Source organism: Mesorhizobium sp. AD1-1, from assembly GCF_020164655.1.
In the GTDB taxonomy this organism is placed as follows: domain Bacteria; phylum Pseudomonadota; class Alphaproteobacteria; order Rhizobiales; family Rhizobiaceae; genus Mesorhizobium; species Mesorhizobium ciceri.
In genome coordinates this window covers 110489-130935 of the sequence record NZ_JAIUGP010000017.1, presented here as the reverse complement: position 1 = coordinate 130935, position 20447 = coordinate 110489, and the positions used below count along the sequence as shown (strand labels likewise).

General features: G+C 63.8%; 16 protein-coding genes. 3 read left to right on the top strand and 13 right to left on the bottom strand.

The window, feature by feature from the left end:
• Positions 1–135: 135 nt before the first annotated feature.
• The 7 genes from LB519_RS26560 to LB519_RS26530 all read right to left on the bottom strand — a co-directional run bounded on the left by LB519_RS26560 (position 136) and on the right by LB519_RS26530 (position 11054).
• Complete coding sequence (locus tag LB519_RS26560; RefSeq protein WP_224621566.1) at positions 136–1410, bottom strand: RNA polymerase sigma factor; 1275 nt, start codon at positions 1408–1410, stop codon at positions 136–138.
• A complete protein-coding gene (locus LB519_RS26555; RefSeq protein ID WP_013529829.1) occupies positions 1407–1781 on the bottom strand; it encodes a YciI family protein in 375 nt (124 codons plus the stop codon). The genes LB519_RS26560 and LB519_RS26555 overlap by 4 nt, the downstream gene beginning before the upstream one ends.
• Positions 1782–1888: 107 nt before the next feature.
• A complete protein-coding gene (locus tag LB519_RS26550) occupies positions 1889–2995 on the bottom strand; it encodes a DNA topoisomerase IB (RefSeq protein WP_063168907.1) in 1107 nt (368 codons plus the stop codon).
• Positions 2996–3079: 84 nt separating this feature from the next.
• The gene (locus LB519_RS26545; protein WP_224621565.1) at positions 3080–3964 is read right to left on the bottom strand and encodes a transglutaminase N-terminal domain-containing protein; all 885 of its coding nucleotides are present in this window, start codon (positions 3962–3964) and stop codon (positions 3080–3082) included.
• 3 nt (positions 3965–3967) lie between these two features.
• Positions 3968–6379, bottom strand: a complete 2412-nt coding sequence (locus LB519_RS26540; protein ID WP_063173000.1) for a circularly permuted type 2 ATP-grasp protein — start codon at positions 6377–6379, stop codon at positions 3968–3970.
• Positions 6380–6385: 6 nt separating this feature from the next.
• Complete coding sequence (locus LB519_RS26535) at positions 6386–9745, bottom strand: DUF2126 domain-containing protein (RefSeq protein WP_224621564.1); 3360 nt, start codon at positions 9743–9745, stop codon at positions 6386–6388.
• A 112-nt stretch (positions 9746–9857) separates the two neighbouring features.
• Entirely contained in the window at positions 9858–11054 is a 1197-nt protein-coding gene (locus LB519_RS26530) for an acyl-CoA dehydrogenase (RefSeq protein WP_024502670.1), read from the bottom strand.
• A gap of 137 nt (positions 11055–11191) precedes the next feature.
• On the opposite strand from LB519_RS26530, the gene LB519_RS26525 reads away from it, so the two are divergent.
• From LB519_RS26525 to LB519_RS26515, 3 genes are read left to right on the top strand one after another with little or no spacing between them, the layout of a single operon-like run.
• Positions 11192–12088 (top strand): LysR family transcriptional regulator, encoded by an 897-nt coding sequence (locus LB519_RS26525; protein ID WP_224621563.1) that lies wholly within the window; start codon positions 11192–11194, stop codon positions 12086–12088.
• 53 nt (positions 12089–12141) lie between these two features.
• Positions 12142–12396 carry a type II toxin-antitoxin system ParD family antitoxin gene (locus tag LB519_RS26520; protein WP_224621562.1) on the top strand — a complete coding sequence of 85 codons (255 nt, stop codon included), beginning with the start codon at positions 12142–12144 and terminating at the stop codon, positions 12394–12396.
• 3 nt (positions 12397–12399) lie between these two features.
• Positions 12400–12723, top strand: coding sequence for a type II toxin-antitoxin system RelE/ParE family toxin (locus LB519_RS26515; protein ID WP_013529821.1), 324 nt, complete (start codon positions 12400–12402; stop codon positions 12721–12723).
• A 17-nt stretch (positions 12724–12740) separates the two neighbouring features.
• Here the strand turns inward: LB519_RS26515 and LB519_RS26510 are convergent, their stop codons facing one another.
• From LB519_RS26510 to LB519_RS26485, 6 genes are all read right to left on the bottom strand, one after another.
• Complete coding sequence (locus LB519_RS26510) at positions 12741–15068, bottom strand: Tex family protein (RefSeq protein ID WP_224621561.1); 2328 nt, start codon at positions 15066–15068, stop codon at positions 12741–12743.
• Positions 15069–15194: 126 nt separating this feature from the next.
• Positions 15195–16376 (bottom strand): serine hydrolase domain-containing protein, encoded by a 1182-nt coding sequence (locus tag LB519_RS26505; RefSeq protein ID WP_224621560.1) that lies wholly within the window; start codon positions 16374–16376, stop codon positions 15195–15197.
• Between the two features lie 37 nt (positions 16377–16413).
• On the bottom strand, positions 16414–17610 hold the full coding sequence (locus tag LB519_RS26500) for a serine hydrolase domain-containing protein (RefSeq protein ID WP_224621559.1): 1197 nt from the start codon (positions 17608–17610) through the stop codon (positions 16414–16416).
• A gap of 63 nt (positions 17611–17673) precedes the next feature.
• On the bottom strand, positions 17674–18708 hold the full coding sequence (locus LB519_RS26495; protein WP_224621558.1) for an extracellular solute-binding protein: 1035 nt from the start codon (positions 18706–18708) through the stop codon (positions 17674–17676).
• A gap of 23 nt (positions 18709–18731) precedes the next feature.
• Positions 18732–19532, bottom strand: a complete 801-nt coding sequence (locus tag LB519_RS26490; RefSeq protein WP_013529816.1) for an ABC transporter permease — start codon at positions 19530–19532, stop codon at positions 18732–18734.
• On the bottom strand, positions 19525–20445 hold the full coding sequence (locus tag LB519_RS26485; protein ID WP_013529815.1) for an ABC transporter permease: 921 nt from the start codon (positions 20443–20445) through the stop codon (positions 19525–19527). Before LB519_RS26485 ends, LB519_RS26490 begins: the two co-directional genes overlap by 8 nt.
• Positions 20446–20447: the final 2 nt, after the last annotated feature.

The window sequence follows — 20447 nt, the reverse complement described above, 5'->3', positions numbered from 1 at the left end:
TCGCCGTGTCGCCCGTGTGCCGAAAGGCACTTCAGGCGCAGTCATGGCGTGGCATTACTCGTTTCAGGGGAAAATCGCCACCCCGGCATGGTCCAAGCCCAAACTACACGATTGAGCCAGATGGGGAGGTGACGCTCAGTTTGCCTTTTTCGCCGGCGGGCGCACCGCACCGTCCTTGATCAACCGGTCGATATGCATGCGGATATGGGCAGCCTCTGCCGCCGTGTTCGCAAGTGCTATGGCGCGGTCGAAGGCGACGCGCGCCTCGTCGCCCCGGTCGAGCTGCATCAAGAGGCCCCCCTTGAGCCCGAAAAAGTGGAAATAGCCGGAAAGCCGTTCTTCCAGCGGCTCGATCATGGCCAGCGCCTCCCCCGGTCCACGCACCTTCGAGACCGCGACGGCCCGGTTGAGCGTGACCACCGGCGACGGCTGCATCTGCTCCAGCAAGCGGTAGAGCAGGTCGATCTCGTTCCAGTCGGTATCCTCGGCCTTTTCGGCCCGCGCATGCAGCGCGGCAATCGCCGCCTGCACCTGGTAAGGGCCGGGCTTGCGATGGCGCAGCGCCTTGTCGACCAGTGCCAGCCCCTCATCGATCATCTTGCGGCTCCACAGGCTGCGATCCTGGTCTTCGAGCAGCACGATCTCGCCGCTCTCGTCGAAACGGGCCGGTGCGCGCGCATGCTGCAGAAGCAACAGCGCCGTCAGCCCCATGATCTCCGGCTCGGTCTGGAACAGCCGCAGCAACAGCCGTGCCAGTCGGATCGCCTCCTCGCACAGCGGCGCGCGCGCCGGCGCCTCGCCGCTGTTGGTCGAATAGCCCTCGTTGAAGACCAGGTAGACCATGGCTGCGACGGCGGCGAGCCGTTCCGAGCGCTCGACCGCGCCAAGCGTCTCGAACGGCACGCCGGCGTCCGCAATGCGCGCCTTGGCGCGAGTGATGCGCTGCTCCATGGCGCTTTCGCCAACCAGGAAGGCGCGCGCGATCTGCTTGACGGTGAGACCGGAGACGATGCGCAGCGCCACCGCGATCTGCTGCGTTGCCGGCAGATCGGGATGGCAGCAGATGAACAGCAGCCGCAATATGTCGTCACGGTAGTGTGCCCCGTCCAGCCGCTCGGCGATATCGCTCTCGGCGTCTTCCAGATCGGAAACCTGGTCTTCCTCCGGCATCGGCGCCTGCTTGGCGCGCTTGCGCACCGCATCGATGCCGCTGTTGCGGCCGACGAAGATCAGCCAGGCCGCCGGGTCGCGCGGCGGCCCGTTCTGCGGCCAGTTCTTCAACGCCCTGAGGCACGCGTCCTGGAAAGCTTCCTCCGCCGTATCGAGATCGCGGAAATAACGCAGCAGCGCGCCCATCGCCTGCGGGCGGGCGGCGCTGATCGCGGAGCTGATCCAGGCCATTTCGGTCATGCGGAAACCGTTGTTGGGTTGAAGACCGAAACCGGCCGGATTTCATAGGAGCCGCCGCTCGGGTTGACCTCGGAAAGTTCGCGGGCGAACTCCACCGCCTCGTCCAGATCGGCGCATTCGAGCGTGTAGAAGCCGAGAAACTGTTCCTTGGTCTCGGCGAACGGCCCGTCGATGACGACCGATTCGCCTTTGACCTTCCTCAACGTCGTCGCGGCCGTGGTCGGCAGAAGCCGTGCCACCGGGCCGAGCCGACCAGCCTTGGCGTACTTGTCCTGAACGTCGAGGAGATTGGCCATGACCTCGTCGTCCTGTGCCTTGCTCCAGGAGCAGACGACATCTTCGGAGGCATAGCAGAGGATTGCGTAGAGCATGGCTGGTCCTTTTCTCTGTCAAAGGACGAAACAGTAAGACCGATCCCGACATGACGTCGATAAAAAAATCCAGATGTGACGGATTTGGCCACCGTCGGCCGCGTCGGTCAGCTTTCTCCCAGTTTCAGCCATCGCAGCACGAGAGCTTCCTCGTCATCGAGACCGGCAATCGCCCGTTTGCGCTTGTTGGCCTGCGCCATTTCATCCAGCAACCGTCCCTCGGACCACGCTTCGAAGACCCGCGGATGGATATAGCATTTGCGGCAGACGGCACGCGTATTGCCCAGCCGTTCGGCAACCTTGTCGATGACGCTGTTCATCGCCCTGTTTCGCTGCGCCTGGCTTTGCGGCAGTTCCGTTTGCGCAAACAACGACGCGGCGTGAATGGTGCCGCCCCAGGTGCGGAAATGCTTCGAACTGAAGGCGTCACCGACCGCCTCACGGATATAGCGGTTGACGTCCTCGGAGCGGACCGGCCGCCTGTCGCCGTCCTCATCGAGATACTGGAACAGCTTCTGGCCTGGCAGGTCCTGCGCGCCACGCACAATCCTGGCGATGCGGCGGTCGGCCAGCTTCAGCTTCCACTCCTTGCCCGACTTGCCCTTGAAGGCAAAGCGCAGGCTTGAACCGACAATATCGACATGCCGGTCGCGCAACGTGGTCAGCCCGAAACTCTTGTTGTCGCGGGCGTAGGCGGCATTGCCGACGCGGATCATCGTGTTGTCGAGCAGCCAGACAACCGCGGCGACGACCCGCTCGAACGGCAAGCCACGACGGCGCAGATCGCTATCGACCCTGTGCCGCAGGTCCGGCAGGCTCTCGGCGAATGCGACAAGGCTCGAATATTTGGCACCATCGCGCTCTTCGGCCCATTGCGGATGATAACGATATTGCTTGCGTCCCCGCTGGTCCCTGCCGGTTGCCTGGATATGGCCGTCCGCGTCGGGCGAAATCCACACATCCGTCCAGGCCGGCGGAATGACGATCGCCTCGATGCGGGCCTTGGTGGCGTCCGAAACCGTCCGTCCGTCCGGTCCCTTGTAGGAAAACCCCTTGCCTGTCTTCAGCCGCCGGATACCAGGCTCGGCATCGCTGACATAACTAAGCGACGCATGATCGGCCGAGCTTTGTGCCCCGTTTTTGAACACGCCATCTGGCGATACAGCGTCCTCGCCAGCCGGTCGGCCGGGCGACATTCCGGATTTCTGCAACATGTCGGCTCCACGCGAATTCCGTAGATAAGCCACTGGCCGACCGCTGGTTCCACGCGCCGTCCGAAAACGGTGTCGAGCCTGCCTTCAGGCTTTCTCGAGCACAACCGGAATGACGTCGACAGCCTGCTCGCCGACCTGTCCCCCCGTGGTCTTGAGCACGCCGACGATCGGCGCCACGTCCGAATAGTCGCGGCCGTAGCCGACGGTGATATGGTCGTTGCTGGCCCGCATGCCGTTGGTCGGATCGAATTCCTGCCAGCCTGCGTCGCGCCCGCACCAGGCCTTGACCCAGGCATGCATGGCATCGGCGCCTTCCAGCCGGGGCTTGCCCTTCGGCGGGATGGTGCGCAGGAAGCCGCTGACATAGCCAGCGGGAATGCCGAGCCCGCGCAGGCCGGCGATCATGATATGCGAAAAGTCCTGGCAGACACCGCGCTTCAGCCTGAAGGCATCGCTGGCCCGGGTCCGCACCGTCGTCGCCTCGCCGTCATAGGTGAAATCACGATGAATGCGATGGCACAGATTCATGGCCGTGCTGGCGGCGGAACCGGCGATGCTGCTGCGTGCGTAGGCAGTGATCGCATCGTCGATGCCGGCATGGGTGCTGGCCGTCAGGAAATGGTGCGGTGCATCGGGTGCCAGAGACCGCACCGCGGCGAGCTCCTGCCTGAGCCGGGCGATATCGGGCGACACGTCGAGCCCGGGCTCGGGCCGAGACACCGATACGCGGGCGCTCATCCTGATGTCGAGCGCATCATGCGCGTCGCGAAAGGCGATCGAGGTGACGTTGTTGCCGAAGAAATCGGAAAAGTCGGAACGCTCGTTGGGCGCCGGCGCAAAGGACAGTGATGCGGCGATGACGCGCTGCGCGCCTGATATCGTCGACGGCAGCACGCGCACCTGATGACGACCGCCGCCGGCAGCGGAAGCGTAATCATAGTGGAGATGAAGCCTGATATCGTAGAGCATGATTTATCCGAAATAGGCTTTGGCGAGGCTGTTGTAGAGGCCGCCGATTTCGTGGGCGAGCTCGTCCAGCGCCTTTGCCGTCATATCCGAAGGCTCCTTGATGGCGATCTGGGTGTTGAGCTGCAGGATTTCCTTCGCCGCCGGCGACATTTGCCCCTCCCCGCCGAGCGACGGCAACAGGCCGATTTCGGCCTTCAGCCTTTCGAGCTGGAACAGGATGGAGCGCGGGTTAAGCGGATCGAGCGCCAGCAGGTCGATCACCGTGCGCCGGCCGGCCTGCACCGGATATTGGCGGCGATGGGTCATCACGCTGTCGCCGATCTCCAGCATCATGTCGAGCGCGCCGTCCGGCGCCTTGGCGCTGGTCAGCCGCGACAGCGTGCGGGAGATCTGGATGCCGCGCTCCAGCCGGCGGCCGATCTCGAGGAAGCGCCAACCGGCGAAGCGGTACATGTTTTCGTGCAGCAGGCCGGAAAAGCCGGCGAGCTTACGCAGGATGACTGTCATCGCCCGGGTCGCGTCGTCGCCGGGCGCGACCGTCGTTGCGAACTGATGGATGGTTTTCGACAGGTCCTTCAGCGCCAGCCAGCCATCGGGCGAGAAGCGGTCGCGAATCTGCCCGGCGCTGTAGACCGCGCTATCCAGCGTGCCGATCAGCCCTGACGGGATCGCCGTCTCGACGTCGATGCCGAAAGGTTCGAGATAATCCCTGATGTCGGCGAGCAGCGGCATGTCCGGGTCGGACGTTTCGGCGAGCCGCACATGGTAGGCGCGCAGGATGCGCACCGTGTCTTCCGAGCGCTCGATATAGCGGCCGAGCCAGGTCAGGTTCTCCGCCGCACGACTGGGCAGGCTGCCGGGCCTGGTGCGGCTGAAACTGTCGCCTTCCTGCGGCAGCAGCGTCTCGCGCTCCACCGGTTTGTCGCTGACAACCCAGACATCCGCCGCCTGGCCGCCACGCTGCATGGCGATCGCCGTCGGGTCGAGCGACAGGCCGATGCGGGCAAAACCGCCCGGCATCACCGTCCAGCCCTCCGGCGTTCGCGCCAGGTAGACGCGCAGGCTCGCTGGCCGCGGCTCCAGCCACCCGCCGACATAGACGGGCGTCGTCGAAAGCGTCACCGCTTCCTGGCCGACAAAATCGCCGCCATCGCGTTCGATGCGCGCCACCAGCTCCGCCCGCTCTCCGGCCGACAGCGCCGAACCGAGCTTCGTTGAATCGTCATCCTCGAAGGCAAGTCTCGTCGATAGCGCCGGGCCGATCACCATGCGATCGATGTTGGCCAGCACATGCGCGCGTTCGGTTGCTTGCCCGCACCACCATGTCGCGACGCTTGGCAGCAGCAATTCCTCGCCCCGCAAGGCCCGTGAAATCTTGGGCAGGAAGGCGAGCAGCGCACGCGTCTCCATCAGGCCGGAGCCAAGCGCATTGACGGTAGCAACCGCGCCCTGGCGGATCGCCTCGACCAGGCCCGGCGTGCCGATCTGCGAATCCGGGCGCAGTTCGAGCGGGTCGGCGAAGGCGGCATCGAGCCGCCGCCACAACACGCTGATCGGCATCAGGCCGGAAACCGTGCGCACCATGAGCCGGCCGCCTGAAACGGTCAAATCCTCGCCTTCGAGCAGCATGATGCCAAGGTAGCGGGCGATGTAGGCGTGTTCGTAATAGGTTTCGTTGAGCGGCCCCGGCGTGAGGATGGCGACGCGGCCGTCGGTCTCCTTGGCCATGCCGATCAGCGCGTCGCGAAAACGGCGGAAAAAGCCGGCAAGGCGGTGCACATGCATCTCGCCATAGATGTCGGACAGCGCGCGTGTGGTGGCGACGCGGTTTTCCAGTGCGAAGCCGGCGCCGGACGGCGCCTGCGTGCGATCGCCAAGCACCCACCACTGGCCGTCAGGTCCACGGCCGAGCTCGAAGGCGCAGAAATGCAGGAAGTGGCCGCCGGCCGGCTTGGTGCCGACGACAGGCCGTAAATATTCGGGGCTGGCGGCGATCAATCCCGCCGGCAGGATGCCTTTTTCGACCAGCCGGTTCGGCCCGTATATATCGGCGATGGTTTCCTCGAACAGTTCGGCGCGCTGCACGAGGCCGGCGCTGATCGCCGCCCACTCGCTCTCTTCGATGAGAACCGGGACATGCGCCAGCGGCCATTCGCGTTCATTGGCGCCGGCCTTGTCATAGACGCGGTAATAAACGCCGGCATCGCGCAGATACTGGTCGGCGCGGGCAAAGCGCTGGCCGAGCTTTTCAGCACCGAGTTCCTCGAGCGCCTCGACAAAATGCTTCCAGGCCGGGCGAGGATTGCCCGATGCATCGACCATCTCGTCGACGACGCCGTCTATGGGCTGGTAGTGCTCCAGCAGGCTGTGGGTCTGCGGCTTGCCGCGTCCCCTCTTGTGATTCCCCTTTGCCATTGCTGATCAGAGTCTTGCCGGCCGCCGAAGGTCAAGGGTCATCGGGAAATCTTCCGCCGGTTGTTCTTCACGGATCACATAGGCGGATGGCGTATGGCCACGCGGTTCGAAGCGGGCGAGCCGCCGAGCTTCCGCCTCGTTGCCATTGACCGGAAAGGTGTCGTAATTGCGCCCGCCGGGATGGGCGACATGGTAGACGCAGCCGCCGACCGCTCGGCCCGACCAGCGATCATAGATGTCGAAGACCAGCGGCGTGTTGACCGGCAGCGCCGGATGCAGGCCCGATGCCGGCTGCCAGGCCTTGAAGCGCACGCCTGCCACCGCCACTTCGCGATTGTCAGTGACCTTCATCGGCACGATGCGGCCGTTGCAGACGACTGCGTGGCGCTCCGGGTTCAGCCCTTCGGTCTTGACCTGCAGCCGTTCGACCGAGGAATCGACGAAGCGCACGGTGCCGCCGATCGCGCCTTGCTCGCCCATCACATGCCACGGTTCCAGCGCCTGGCGCAGTTCCAGCTTGATGCCGGCATGCTGAACCTCGCCGCAGAACGGAAAGCGGAATTCGAGCTGGGCGTCGAACCATTCGGGACGGAACTCAAAACCGTTGAGCTTGAGGTCGTCGAGCACGTCGAGAAAATCGGCCCAGACATGATGCGGCAGCATGAAGCGGTCATGCAGCGACGTGCCCCATCGCACGAAGCGGCCGTCGAGCGGGTTCTTCCACGCACGGGCGATGATTGCACGCACCAAAAGTTGCTGCGCGAGGCTCATGCGCGCATTGGGTGGCATCTCGAAGCCGCGGAATTCGACCAGCCCCAGCCGGCCGGTCGGTCCGTCGGGCGAGAACAGCTTGTCGATGCAGATTTCCGAACGATGCGTATTCCCGGTGACGTCGGTCAACAAATTGCGGAACAGCCGGTCGACCAGCCATGGCAAGGGTGCGTTGCCCTGGTCTGGATGCGGCACCTGCGCCATAGCGATCTCAAGCTCGTAGAGCGAGTCGTGACGCGCTTCGTCGAAGCGTGGCGCCTGGCTGGTCGGCCCGATGAACAGGCCGGAGAACAGGTAGGACAGCGACGGATGGCGCTGCCATTGCAGCACCAGGCTCTTCAGCAGGTCCGGCCTTCGCAGGAACGGGCTGTCATTGGGTGTCGCACCGCCGACCACGACATGGTTGCCGCCGCCGGTGCCGGTGTGGCGGCCATCGATCATGAACTTGTCTGCGCCAAGCCGTGTCTGCCGCGCCTCCTCGTAGATCGCCGTCGTCGTCGCCACGCAATCCTGCCAGTTGGAAGCAGGATGGATGTTGACCTCGATGACGCCTGGGTCAGGCGCGACGCGGATGACGTTGAGGCGCGGATCGTGCGGCGGGCCATAGCCTTCGATGTGCACGGGAAGGCCTATCGCCTTCGCCGCGTTCTCGGCCGCCGCGACCAGTTCGAGATAGTCTTCCAGCGCCTCGACCGGCGGCATGAACACGCAAAGCCGGCCATCGCGCGGCTCGACCGAAAGTGCGGTGCGCACCGCGCCGCCGATCTCGGTGATCTCCTGCTCGACCCGCTCCTGCTGGCCGGTCGCAGCGGTGAACGATGCCGCCTGCTGGCGGCGCGCCATCTCGTCGGCGCCTTCCAGTTCGGCTGGAGCCGGTCCGGCCAGTATGGCTTCACGCGCGGGCAGCGGGCCGCGTGGCAGTGATGGATCGATCGGCACGATATAAGGGAATTGCTCCGGCGGCACATAGGGCAACGTGCCGAGCGGCAGCCGGTAGCCGACCGGTGAATCGCCTGGCACCAGGAACAGCCGGCCACGCCGCGTCTTCCATTTTTCCGAACGCCAGCGCGGATCCGATGCCTGGCTGTTCCAGCGCTGGACGGGGAGCACATAGCCGGACGGTTTGGTCAGCCCGCGCTCGAACACTTTCGCCATGCGGCTGCGTTCTTCCGGATCCTCCAGCCTGGAGTTGGACGGATCGACATTGTCGGGCAGCTTGCCTTCCTTGAGCAGCCATTCGGCCGGATCCTCATAGGCTTCGCTGACCATGGCTTTGTCGATGCCGAGCTCGCCGGCAATCGCGGTGAGCAGGCTTTCGGCCTGCTTCGGGCCGATATCGGCCTCGCTCTTTTCGCGTGCGATCAGCGACGGATCGCTCCACACCGGCTGGCCGTCGGCACGCCAGTAGAGCGAAAAGGTCCAGCGCGGCAGGCTTTCGCCCGGGTACCATTTGCCCTGGCCGTAATGGAGAAAGCCGCCCGGCGCAAAGCGCTCGCGCAGTTTACGGATCAGTTCGTCCGCCTTTTCGCGCTTGGTGGGACCGACGGCGGCGGTGTTCCATTCGGCCGACTCGAAATCGTCGATCGACACGAAAGTCGGCTCGCCGCCCATCGTCAGCCGCACGTCGCCGGCGGCAAGTGCTTTATCGACCTTGTTGCCCAGAGCGTCGAGCGCCTGCCAGCTTTCGTCCGAAAATGGCTTGGTGATGCGCGGATGTTCGGCGATGCGGTCGACCCGCATCTCGAAGCCGAATTCGACATTGGCGAAGCTCGCCATGCCGGAAATCGGGGCCGCGTTGCGGAAATGCGGCGTGGCGGCCAGCGGCACATGGCTCTCGCCGGTGAGCAGGCCCGAGGTCGGATCGAAGCCGATCCAGCCGGCGCCGGGAAGATAGACCTCGCACCACGCATGCAGATCGGTGAAGTCGACGGCGGTTCCGGCTGGACCGTCCAGCGCCACCAGATCGGGCTTCAACTGGACCAGATAGCCGGAAACGAAGCGCGCCGCGATGCCGAGATTGCGCAGGATCTGCACCAGCAGCCAGCTCGAATCCCGGCACGATCCCTTTTTCGCGGCCAAGGTCTCTTCCGGCGAGAACACACCGGTTTCCATGCGCACGATATAGGCGATCTCGCGCTGCAGCCGCGCGTTGAGATCGACCAGGAAATTGACGGTGTTGGCAGCGCTGCGATCGATGGTCTTCAGCAGCGCCGACAGCAGCGGTCCCGCCGGCTCCGGAGTGCGATAGATGGCGAGATCGTCGCGTATTTCTTCCGGATACTCGAACGGAAACGCCTCGGCCGACGGCTCGACGAAGAAATCGAACGGATTGTAGACCGTCATGTCGGCGACGAGGTCAACCTCGATCTTCAACTCCGTCACTGGCTCCGGAAAGACGAAGCGGGCGAGGAAATTGCCGTAAGGATCCTGCTGCAGATTGACGAAGTGGTTCGCCGGCTCGACCTTGAGCGAATGGCTCAGCACCTTGGTACGGGAATGCGGCGCCGGCTGCAGCCGGATGATCTGGGGCCCGAGAACCACCGGCCGGTCGTATTTGTAATGGGTCAGGTGGTAGACGGCTGCCAGAATTGCCATGGGGCCCCGGAATTCAGCGTTTCAAACGATTTCGCTGAACCCTGACACATCTGGCGACCATTCTCCAAGCAGAGATGTTGCGGTGCACCTAATTTAAGCAACGGTTGCCGGCTCAGAAAAATGCCTGCAACCCCGTCTGCGCCCTTCCCAGGATCAGCGCATGCACGTCATGCGTGCCTTCATAGGTGTTGACCGTCTCCAGGTTCTGCGCATGGCGCATGACGTGGTAGCCGATCTGGATGCCGTTGCCGCCATGCATGTCGCGGGCCTGGCGGGCGATGTCCAGCGCCTTGCCGCAATTGTTGCGCTTGACGATCGAGATCATTTCCGGCGCCATCTTGCCTTCATCCAGCAGCCGCCCGACGCGCAAGGACGCCTGCAATCCCAGCGCAATTTCGGTCTGCATGTCGGCAAGCTTCTTCTGGTAGAGCTGCGTCCCGGCCAGCGGCTTGCCGAACTGCTTGCGGTCGAGACCGTATTGGCGGGCGCGGTGCCAGCAATCCTCGGCGGCGCCCATCGAGCCCCAGGAAATGCCGAAGCGAGCCCGGTTGAGGCATCCGAACGGTCCGCCAAGGCCCTTTGCGTTGGGCAGCAGCGCGTCCTCGCCGACCTCGACGCCTTCCATCACCACTTCGCCGGTGATCGACGCCCGCAGCGACAGCTTGCCGCCGATCTTCGGCGCCGAAAGCCCTTTCATGCCCTTTTCCAGCACGAAGCCACGGATCTCGTCCTTGCCGTTCTCGCCCTTCAGCTTCGCCCAGACGACGAACACATCGGCGACGGGCGCGTTGGAAATCCACATCTTCGAACCGGACAGCTTGTAGCCGTTGGCGGTCCTCTCGGCGCGCGTCTTCATACCGCCCGGGTCGGAGCCTGCATCCGGCTCGGTCAGGCCGAAACAGCCGATCCACTCGCCGCTGGCGAGCTTGGGCAGGTACTTCTTGCGCTGTTCGTCCGAGCCATAGGCATAGATCGGATACATCACCAGCGACGACTGCACTGACATCATCGACCGATAGCCGGAATCGACGCGCTCTACTTCGCGTGCGACCAGCCCATAGGTGACGTAGTTCGCGCCAAGCCCGCCGAATTCTTCAGGGATGTTGATGCCGAGCAGGCCGGCCTCGCCCATTTCACGGAAGATCGCGGTGTCGAAGGTCTCGTTGAGGTAGGCGTCCTCGATCCGCGGCGCCAGTCTGTCGGCGGCGAAGGCGGCCGCCCCGTCGCGCACCATGCGCTCGTCTTCCGAAAGCTGGCCCTCGATCAGGAACGGGTCTTCCCAGACGAATGCGTTCTTGTCGGCGGCCATGACGTTCTCCCAAACCAATGCATGTCGCTCAAAACGATGACACGCATGAAGCAAAATGTTGGCCCGTTCTATCGGCCTGTGCCTCGAAAAAATCAAACGAAATTGATTCACCGATCAATGATCGTTAGGAATGGATCATGAGTGTCCAGCGCCGCCTTTTGCCCAACATCAGCGCCCTTGCCGCCTTCGAGGCTGTGGCCCGGCTCGGCAGTTTCACCGCCGCCGCCCAGGAGCTCGATCTGACCCAGGGCGCGGTCAGCCGCCAGATCAAACTTCTGGAAGATCAGTTCGGCCGCCGGCTGTTCGAACGCGACAGCCGCAATGTCAGGCTGTCGACATCGGGCGAGATCTACGCCGAGGCGGTGCGTTCAGCACTTGGGCAATTGCGTGACGCAGCCCTTGGATTGATGAGCAATCGGCATAGTGGCATGCTGAACCTTGCCATTTTGCCGACCTTCGGCACGCGCTGGCTGATGCCGATGATCCCCGATTTCGTCGAAAACAATCCCGATATCACCATCAACTTCGTCACCCGCGTCGGCCGCTTCGATTTCGCCAGGGAGAGGCTGGATGCCGCCATCCACTACGGCCTGCCGGACTGGCCGGAGGCCGACTCGACACTGTTGGTGCGCGAAACCGTGGCGCCGGTCGTGTCGCCCGAATTCCTCGCCGGCCGCGCCATCGCCGCACCGGCCGATATCGGCCGCCTGCCGCTGCTGCACATGGCGACGCGTCCTGGCGCCTGGACCGAATGGTTCGAGCATCAGGGCCTGAGCGCGCCGACCGGACCCGGCATGCAGTTCGAACAGTTCGGCACCGCCGCCCAGGCCTGCATGGCGGGGCTCGGCGTGGCGCTGCTGCCGTTGATCCTCATTGCAGGCGAATTGCAGCGCGGCCAGCTGGTGCCGGCGCCAGGCCAGCCCATGCAAAGCCGCAGTGCCTACTATCTCGTCGTCCCGCACGACAAGCGCGGCCATCCGCCGGTCGCCAGTTTTCGCGACTGGCTGCTCGGTCAGGTCGCACGTCAAATTTGACTTGGCCGGTTTATCAAAAATTGATAATATTGGATAAAGCGAAAGGAGAGACCATGCCTGCAAGCTACAGCATCGGCACCCGCTATGAGACATTGGTTCGCGAGTTGGTGGAAAGCGGCCGCTATGCCAGCGCCAGTGAGGTTATGCGCGATAGCCTGCGCCTGCTGGAAGAGCGCGAAGAACAGCGCAAGGCAAAGCTTGCTGCGTTGCGCGCGGATATCCGCAAAGGCGTGGAAAGCGGCCCAGGTATCCCTGCCGAAGAGGTATTTCAGCGGCTGGAAGCAAAATGCCGCGGCGGAAAGCCGTGAACTATGGCGGTCATATTTGCGCCAGCCGCCGCGCAGGACGTCGAAGAGATCAGCGACTACATCCATGCTGAAAATCCGGCTGCGGGTCGGCGCTTCATTGCCGCGCTCAGGGAACGCTGTAGCCGCATTGCAGACGTGCCGCATGGCGGCGTCCCCCGCCCGACCCTATGGCCCGGCCTGCGCTCCTTTGCATTTCATCGCTATGTTATTTTCTACACCACCGACGGCGATGAGGTGCGTGTCGAGCGCGTCTTGCATGGTGCCCGCGACACTCAATGGCTCTTGAACTCCACGCCTCCCTGTCTCGTTGGGCTGGAACACTCATAGGGCTCGTCGCAGAATAGCTACTTTCGCTTCAGCGCATCCGCCAAAGCAGCACCGAACGCTCCCTGTTGCGCCGGCCGCTCCGGCTGGCGTTGCTGGGGTGCCGGCGAACGTGGTGCCGGCCTGCCGCCACCATTGTCGCGCGGTCCGCTGCGCGGAGCACCACCCTCGCCGCTATCCTTGCGCATGGAAAGCGCGATGCGCTTGCGCTTGATGTCGACATCGACGACCCGCACCTTCACCACGTCGCCGGCCTTGACCACCTCATGCGCATCCTTGATGAACCGATCGGCCAGCTGCGAGACATGCACCAGCCCGTCCTGATGCACGCCGATATCGACGAAGGCGCCGAAGGCGGCCACGTTGGTGACCGTGCCTTCCAGCAGCATGCCGGGCTTCAGATCCTTGATGTCGTCGATGCCGTCGGCGAAGGTCGCCGTCTTGAAGCCTGGGCGCGGGTCGCGGCCGGGCTTTTCCAGCTCCGCCAGGATATCGCGCACCGTCGGCAAGCCGAAACGCTCGTCGACGAAGACGCGTGGGTCGAGTGCCTTGAGCGCGGCGCTATCGCCCATCAACGACCGCACATCGCGCCCGCAGGCAGCGACGATCTTCTTCGCCACGCCATAGGCCTCCGGATGCACCGACGAGGCGTCGAGCGGCTCGCTGCCATTGGCAATGCGCAGGAACCCGGCGGATTGTTCGAAGGCCCGAGGTCCGAGCCGCGGCACCTTGAGCAGGTCCTTCCGGCTGGCGAAGGGCCCGGTCGCATCGCGATGCGCAACGATCGCGTCGGCCAGCGATGCGCCCAGACCTGAAACGCGCGCCAAAAGCGGCGCCGAGGCAGTGTTGAGATCGACGCCGACGGCATTGACCGCGTCCTCGACCACCGCTTCCAGCGAGCGGCCGAGACGGTACTGGTCGACATCATGCTGGTACTGGCCGACGCCGATCGATTTGGGTTCGATCTTGACCAGTTCGGCCAGCGGATCCTGCAGCCGCCGGGCGATCGACACGGCGCCGCGCAACGACACGTCGAGACCGGGGAATTCCGCCGCCGCCGTTGCCGATGCCGAATAGACCGAGGCGCCGGCCTCGCTGACGATCACTTTCAGTGGCTTGGGGCCACCGTCCGCCGGCATGTCGGACAGCATGTCGGCCACCAGCTTTTCCGTCTCGCGGCTGCCGGTGCCGTTGCCGATCGAAATCAGCTCGACCTTGTGCTGGCGGATGAGCTTGGCGAGTTCCGCCTGCGTGCCGCGCACATCGTTTCTGGGCGGAAATGGATAGACCGTCGTCGTTGTCAGCACCTTGCCGGTGCCGTCGACCACCGCCACCTTGACGCCGGTGCGGATGCCGGGGTCGAGCCCCATCGTGGCGCGCGAGCCGGCGGGAGCGGCCAGCAGTAGATCCTTGAGGTTGCGGGCAAAGACGTGGATCGCTTCCTCCTCCGCCCGCTCGCGCAGATCGCGCATCAAATCGAGCGTCAGGTGCAGCGACAGTTTTATACGCCAGGTCCAGCCCGCCACCTCCATCAGCCATCTGTCACCCGGAAGGCTGCCGCCGATGGCATAGGCATTGGCGATCATCCGCTCGACCGGCTTCACCGGGGAGGTGTCATCGGCATCGACCTCGATGTCGAGCGACAGCACTTCCTCGTTGCGGCCGCGCAGCATCGCCAGCGCGCGATGGCTCGGCACATTTGCCCAACGCTCGACATGGTCGAAATAATCGGAGAATTTCGCGCCGGCCTCCTGCTTGCCGTCGACCACCCTGGCCCGCATGAAGGCGCGCTCCTTCATGTAGCTGCGCAATTTGCCGACCAGATCGGCATTCTCGGCGAATTGTTCCGAAAGGATGTCGCGCGCGCCCTCGAGCGCCGCCTTGGTATCGGCCACCTCTTCGCTGACATAGGCCAGCGCCAGTTCGGCAGGCACCAATGAGCGGTTCGCCAAGATGGCTTCGGCCAGCGGCCCCAGCCCGCGCTCCCTGGCGATCTCGGCCTTGGTCCGGCGTTTGGGCTTGTAGGGCAGGTAGATGTCCTCAAGTTCCGCCTTGGTGGTGGCGGCGACGATCTTGCCTTCAAGCTCCTCGGTCAGCTTGCCCTGTTCGCGGATCGAGCCAAGGATGGTGTCGCGGCGCGCGTCGAGCTCGCGCAGATAGGCAAGGCGTTCGGCAAGATCGCGCAATTGCGTGTCGTCGAGCCCGCCGGTGACTTCCTTGCGGTAGCGCGCCACGAACGGCACTGTCGCGCCCTCATCGAGCAGTTCGATCGCCGCGGCCGCCTGTTCGGGCCGCGCGCTGATCTCGGCCGCGATGATGGCTGCAATGCGCTTGATGTCGGATGCCATGTCGTTCCTGCTCTCATCCAAAGAGCGGCGACCATAGGCGCAGACGTCCGGCCCGCCAACCGCCGCGCTTCGATCAGCCCGGCGGTCCACAGGAAAGCGTGCGCCAATGTGGCGATCGCGGCGCGCCTAGATCAGCCGGCTCAGCGCCTCGAAGAACGCGACGATCTCGATATCGAGCGGATCGTCGACAGGCTCCGGCTGCGACGACATCTTGGCGATCACCACTTCGGTCCTGGGATCGACATACAGCCACTGGCCATGAATACCGATGCCGCAATAGGCGCCGTTCTCGTGTCCAGTCTGGTACCATTTGTTCCGGTAACGGCCTTTGGGAAACAGTGGCAGCATCGCGCCGCGCTGCCAGACGTCCGCACTGCCGCCAGTGCTGGTCGTGTCGCGCACCCAGGCTTCCGGTACGATGCGGCGGCCATTGGCCATGCCACCTTGCCGCATCATCTCGCCGACACGCGCCAGGTCGCGCGGCGTCACCGAAATGCCGCCGGCCGTGCGCGCCGTGCCTTCCATGTCGACGCCGATCGAGGCTTCGCTGACAGCGCCGAGCGGCAGCCACAGCTTCTCGCGCATCAGGTCGGTGAACCGCTGGCCCGACGCACGCTCGAGCAGCAGGCCGAGCAGGTCGGAATTCGGCGAGCGGTAGCGGAAGGTCTGGCCATGCGGCTCTGCAAGGCGTTGCAGGGTCAGGATGAATTCGCGCAGGCTCTCCGTGCCGCCGCCCGGATTCCACAGCGTGGCACGGCGATAGCGGGCGAAAGCACTTTCCGGATCGAGATAGGCTTCCTCGAAATCGAGACTGACGCTCATATCGAGCACATGCCGCACGCTCGCATCGCCATAGGCCGAGCCGGCGGCTTCGGGGATGTAGGCCGTCACCGGCGCTTCCGGGTCGAACACCCCCTCGCCTTCTAGTATGCCGGCAATGATGGCGGTCAGCGACTTGCTGATCGAAAAGATGATGTGGCGGGCGCCGAAATCCATATGCGGCGCGAACCAGTCGCCGACGATCCTGCCGCCTTTCATCACCGTCAGTGCGTCGGTGCTCGAACGTGCGAGAAAATCAGCCACTGTCTCCGGTGTGCCGGCGATCGCGACCTTCTCGCCGAGCAGGCCGCCCATATCGCGCACGGGGGTTTCGACAACGCCCGACGTCGCCGTCACCCGGGCGGTCGGCACCAGTTCGCCGAGATTCTGGAACGACCACCGGTTGAACGGGTTCTCGCGCCAATTGGCGAGCACGACCTGGTTGCGCCGGAAGCCATAGCGGGTCTCGAACACGGTTTTGCCGGTCATGGCGTTTCCTTCCGGGTCGTTTCTTCTTTGTGGGGGCTCAGCGAAGTGCCGTGGCGATAGCGTGCACGGCTTTCAGCGTCGCTATGGAATAGGCACCATTGGCGAAATCCGGCCAGGTCGAAAGCTTCACCACGACCATTCCGGTGTTCCAGTCGATATGGATCATCTGACCGAACACGCCGCGGCACATCAGTGCGCGCGAGCGCGGGTCCTCGATCCAGAACTGGTTGCGATAGCTGCCCTCCGGCAGGCTGGGGCTGAAGTCCGGCCCATGCCTGCCGTTGCGCGTGTCCTCGACCCAGCCGGCCGGCACGACGCCGCCACCATTGTCGAGGATCAATTGGCCGAAGCGGCCATAATCGCGCAGCGTCGCGTTGAAACCGCCGTCGGCCACCGCATAGCCGGCGCTGTCGACCGTGAAGCAGGCGCTTTCATCAGCGCCGAGCTTTTGCCAGAGTTCTTCCGAAACCAGTTGCGGCAGCCGTTTGCCTGTCACCCGCTCCATGATGAAAGCAAGCACGTCGGTCTCGATCGAGCGGTATTCGAATTGAGCCCCGTGCGGACGGATCGTGTCCTTCAAGCCCAGGATCAGCTCGAACATGTGCGAGGGCCAGCGAAAATCCGGATCGCTGCCCGGCGGCACCGGCTTCCAGCCGGTGGCGACATCGACCTGGCCGATGTCGGAATAGCGGTCGGTGTATTCCTCGGAGAAACGGACGCCGCTGGTCATGTCCAGCACATGCTGCACATTGGCGCCGGCCCAGCCGGTGGCGCCGAGTTCCGGCAGGTAGTCGCTTACCGGTCTGGCCGGATCGATCAGGCCGCGCCCGACCAGTATGCCGAACACCGAACCGGTGACGGACTTCGCCATCGACTGCGACAGGTGCAGCGTGCGCTCGTCCATGCCGTTGAAATAGCGCTCATAGGCAAGCTTGCCGTCCTTGAGCACCAGAAAACCGTCCGTATAGGTCTCGTCGAGCAGCCCGGCGAGTGTCGTCGGCTTGCCCTCGCTGTCCTCGACCGCCAGCCCGTCAAGATCGACCACGGCGCGTTCGAGACGGCGGCGATGGCCGTTGCCGCGCCAGACTTCGGCGGTCGGCAGAATTTCACGGATGTGCTGGAACGCCCAGCGGTTCCACGGCGGCCGGTCCCAGTCGAGCTTCGGCGGCACCATGGCGGGCGGCGAGCCCTGCATGATCGGCGGCCGCGGATCGCTGTTGCGATAGGAGTCCATGAAAGCCATTCCCGGAAAAGAAAAGACCCGGCGGCATGTACCGCCGGGTCCGTCATGCAGCGATTACTTCTGCAGTTCGGTCCAGATCTTGGTGTAGATGTCCTGGATTTCAGGCGCGCACATCTTCTGGAATTCGCCCTGTGGCTTCGCTGCGGCCGGAATGACGACTTCCGGCGCATCTTTCATGTCGGCCGGCATGTATTTGTCCGAGCCGGTGATGGCGTTGGCATAGCGGTGGAAGGCCGACAGGCCCGCCGCGTTTTCCGGATCCATGATGAAGTTCTGGAACAGCTTGGCGTTGTCGACGTTCTTGGCTTCCTTCAGGACGACCACGTTATCGCTCCACAGGCCGTAACCTTCCTTTGGATAATTGTAGTGGATGGCCGGATTGGCCAGCCGCTGGCGCAGCGCCGAGCCGTTCCAGTCGCTGGTTGCCTTGAAGTCGCCGGCGCCCATCTTCTCGATGGTGTTGTATTCCATGGCGATCCAGTTCGGCTTGGCCGCGACCAGCGTGTCACGCACCTTCTTCAGCACCGCCTTGTCGTCCGTGCACTGCTGGCCGCCGACATATTTGATCGCCGCGAAGATGACGTCATTCATCTCGGGAACGACGTTGACCTTGCCCTTCAGCTCGTCCGGCGTGTTGAAGATGATGCCCCAGCTGTCGGCCGGTCCCTTGTAGGCGTCGGTGTTGACGACGACGCCCACCGTGCCCAGCGCCCACGGCACCGAGTATTTGCGGCCTGGATCGAAGTCGGGGTTGGCCCATTCGGGCGCTACATTCTTGAAGTTCTCCATCTTGCCGGGGTCGGTTTCCAGGACAAGGCCTTCCTTAATCCAGATCGGCACGTAGGTCTGCGAGGGTACCGCAATGTCGAAGCCGGTGCCGCCCTGGCGAACCTTGGCCAGCGCGGTGTCGTTGGAATCGTAATCGGTGATGGTCACCTTGACGTTGTATTTGGTTTCGAACTTCTTGATCACGTCGGGGCTGGTGTAGTTGCCCCAATTGTAGATGTTGAGCACGCCGTCGGCGCGGGCCAAGCCCGTCGAGGCGAGCAACGCCAACCCCATGGCGGTTGCTGTTGTCTTCCAGTTCATGGTTTTAACTCCCATTTTTCGGTTCAGTCTCGTTTCCTGCTGACGAAGAAAAACAACGTGACGATCGCGACCGAAAGCAGCAGGAAGGCGGTCGATATCGCGTTGATCTCGGGTGTGATGCCGCGGCGGATCTGGCCGAGCATGTAGGTGGGCAGCGTGTCCTGGCCGCCCGATTTGACGAACTCGGTGATGACGACGTCGTCGAGCGAGATGACGAAGGCCAGCATCAGCCCGGCCAGGATGCCGGGCCACAGGAGCGGCAGCGTGATGCGCCGGAACGTCTTCCAGGGCGTCGCGTAGAGGTCGGCTGCGGCACGCTCCAGCGTCAGGTCCATATTCTCAAGCCGCGCCCGGATCGGCAAATAGGCAAAGGGAATGCAGAACGCCGTGTGCGCGGCGACCAGATAGCCGATGCCGGAATAACCGGTGAAGATCTTGATGCGCGAGAAGAAGATCAGCAGCGCCACCCCGGTGACGATCTCGGGCACCATCAGCGGCTGGTTGATCGCCGCATACTTGAAGGTGAGGCCGGGATAGGACGCGGTGCGGGTGGTGGCGAGCGCCGCCATGGTGGCAAAGATCGTGGAGAGCACCGCCGCAATGGAGCCGATCTGGAAGGAACGCAGCGTGGCATCGACGACCTGCGTGTTCTGCCATGCCGACTGGAACCATTTCAGCGAAAAGCCGCCCCATTCGGAGGTCGAGCTCGCCGCGTTGAAGGCATAGATGACCAGCACGATGATCGGCAGATACAGCACGATAAAGCAGGTCGCGGCGATCGCGCTGAATCCTGGCTGGTGCTTGATGGAAAAGTTCTTAGCCATGACGCACCCCCGACTTGCCGGCATTGCGCACATAGGCAAGCAGCGCCACCATGACGATGATCATGACGGCGATCGACAGCGCCGAGCCGAGTGGCCAGTTGCGGCCCTGCCCGAACTGCAATTCGATCAGGTTGGACAGCATCATGTTCTTGCCGCCGCCAAGCACGCTCGGCGTCACATAGGCGCCAAGCGCTGGAATGAAGACCAGGATGGAGCCGGCGATGACGCCCGGCTTGACCATCGGAAAGATAATCCGCCGCAGCACCTGGAAGCGCGTGGCGTAAAGGTCGTAGCCCGCCTCGACCAGCCGGAAATCGAGCTTTTCCATACTGGCGTAGATCGGCAGCACCATCAGCGGCAGGTAGACATAGGCCATGCCGATCAGGATCGCCGTGTCGGTATAGAGGATCTGGATCGGCGCCGAGATGATGCCGAGCTTGAGCAGCATTGTGTTGATGATGCCTTCGTTGCGGATGATCTGCAACACCGCGAAGGTGCGGATCAAAAGGTTGGTCCAGAACGGAATGGTGATCAGGAACAGCCAGAGATCGCGGGTCTTTTCGCTGCGCGTCGCCATGAAATAGGCGGTCGGGAAACCAAGCACCAAGGTGGCGATCGTCGTCACCACCGAGAGCTTGATCGAGCGCAGGAAGATGGTGACGTGGGCGGCGGCGATCGAAAGCGTGTCGTCGAAGATATCGCGTTCCAGAAACACCGCTATCCAGGCTTCCGGCGAGAACTGCCACTTCACGTCGCCATAGGAGCCTGGCGTCAGGAACGAGTAGACGAGCACGATCAGCAAGGGGCCGGTCGCTGCGAGGAAAATGACCAGCAGCGCTGGCGCTGACAAAAGCCAGCGGTCGCGGACATCGCGCCGCTCCGCTGCCTTGGCGACTTCTTCCGCGGTCGCCATCG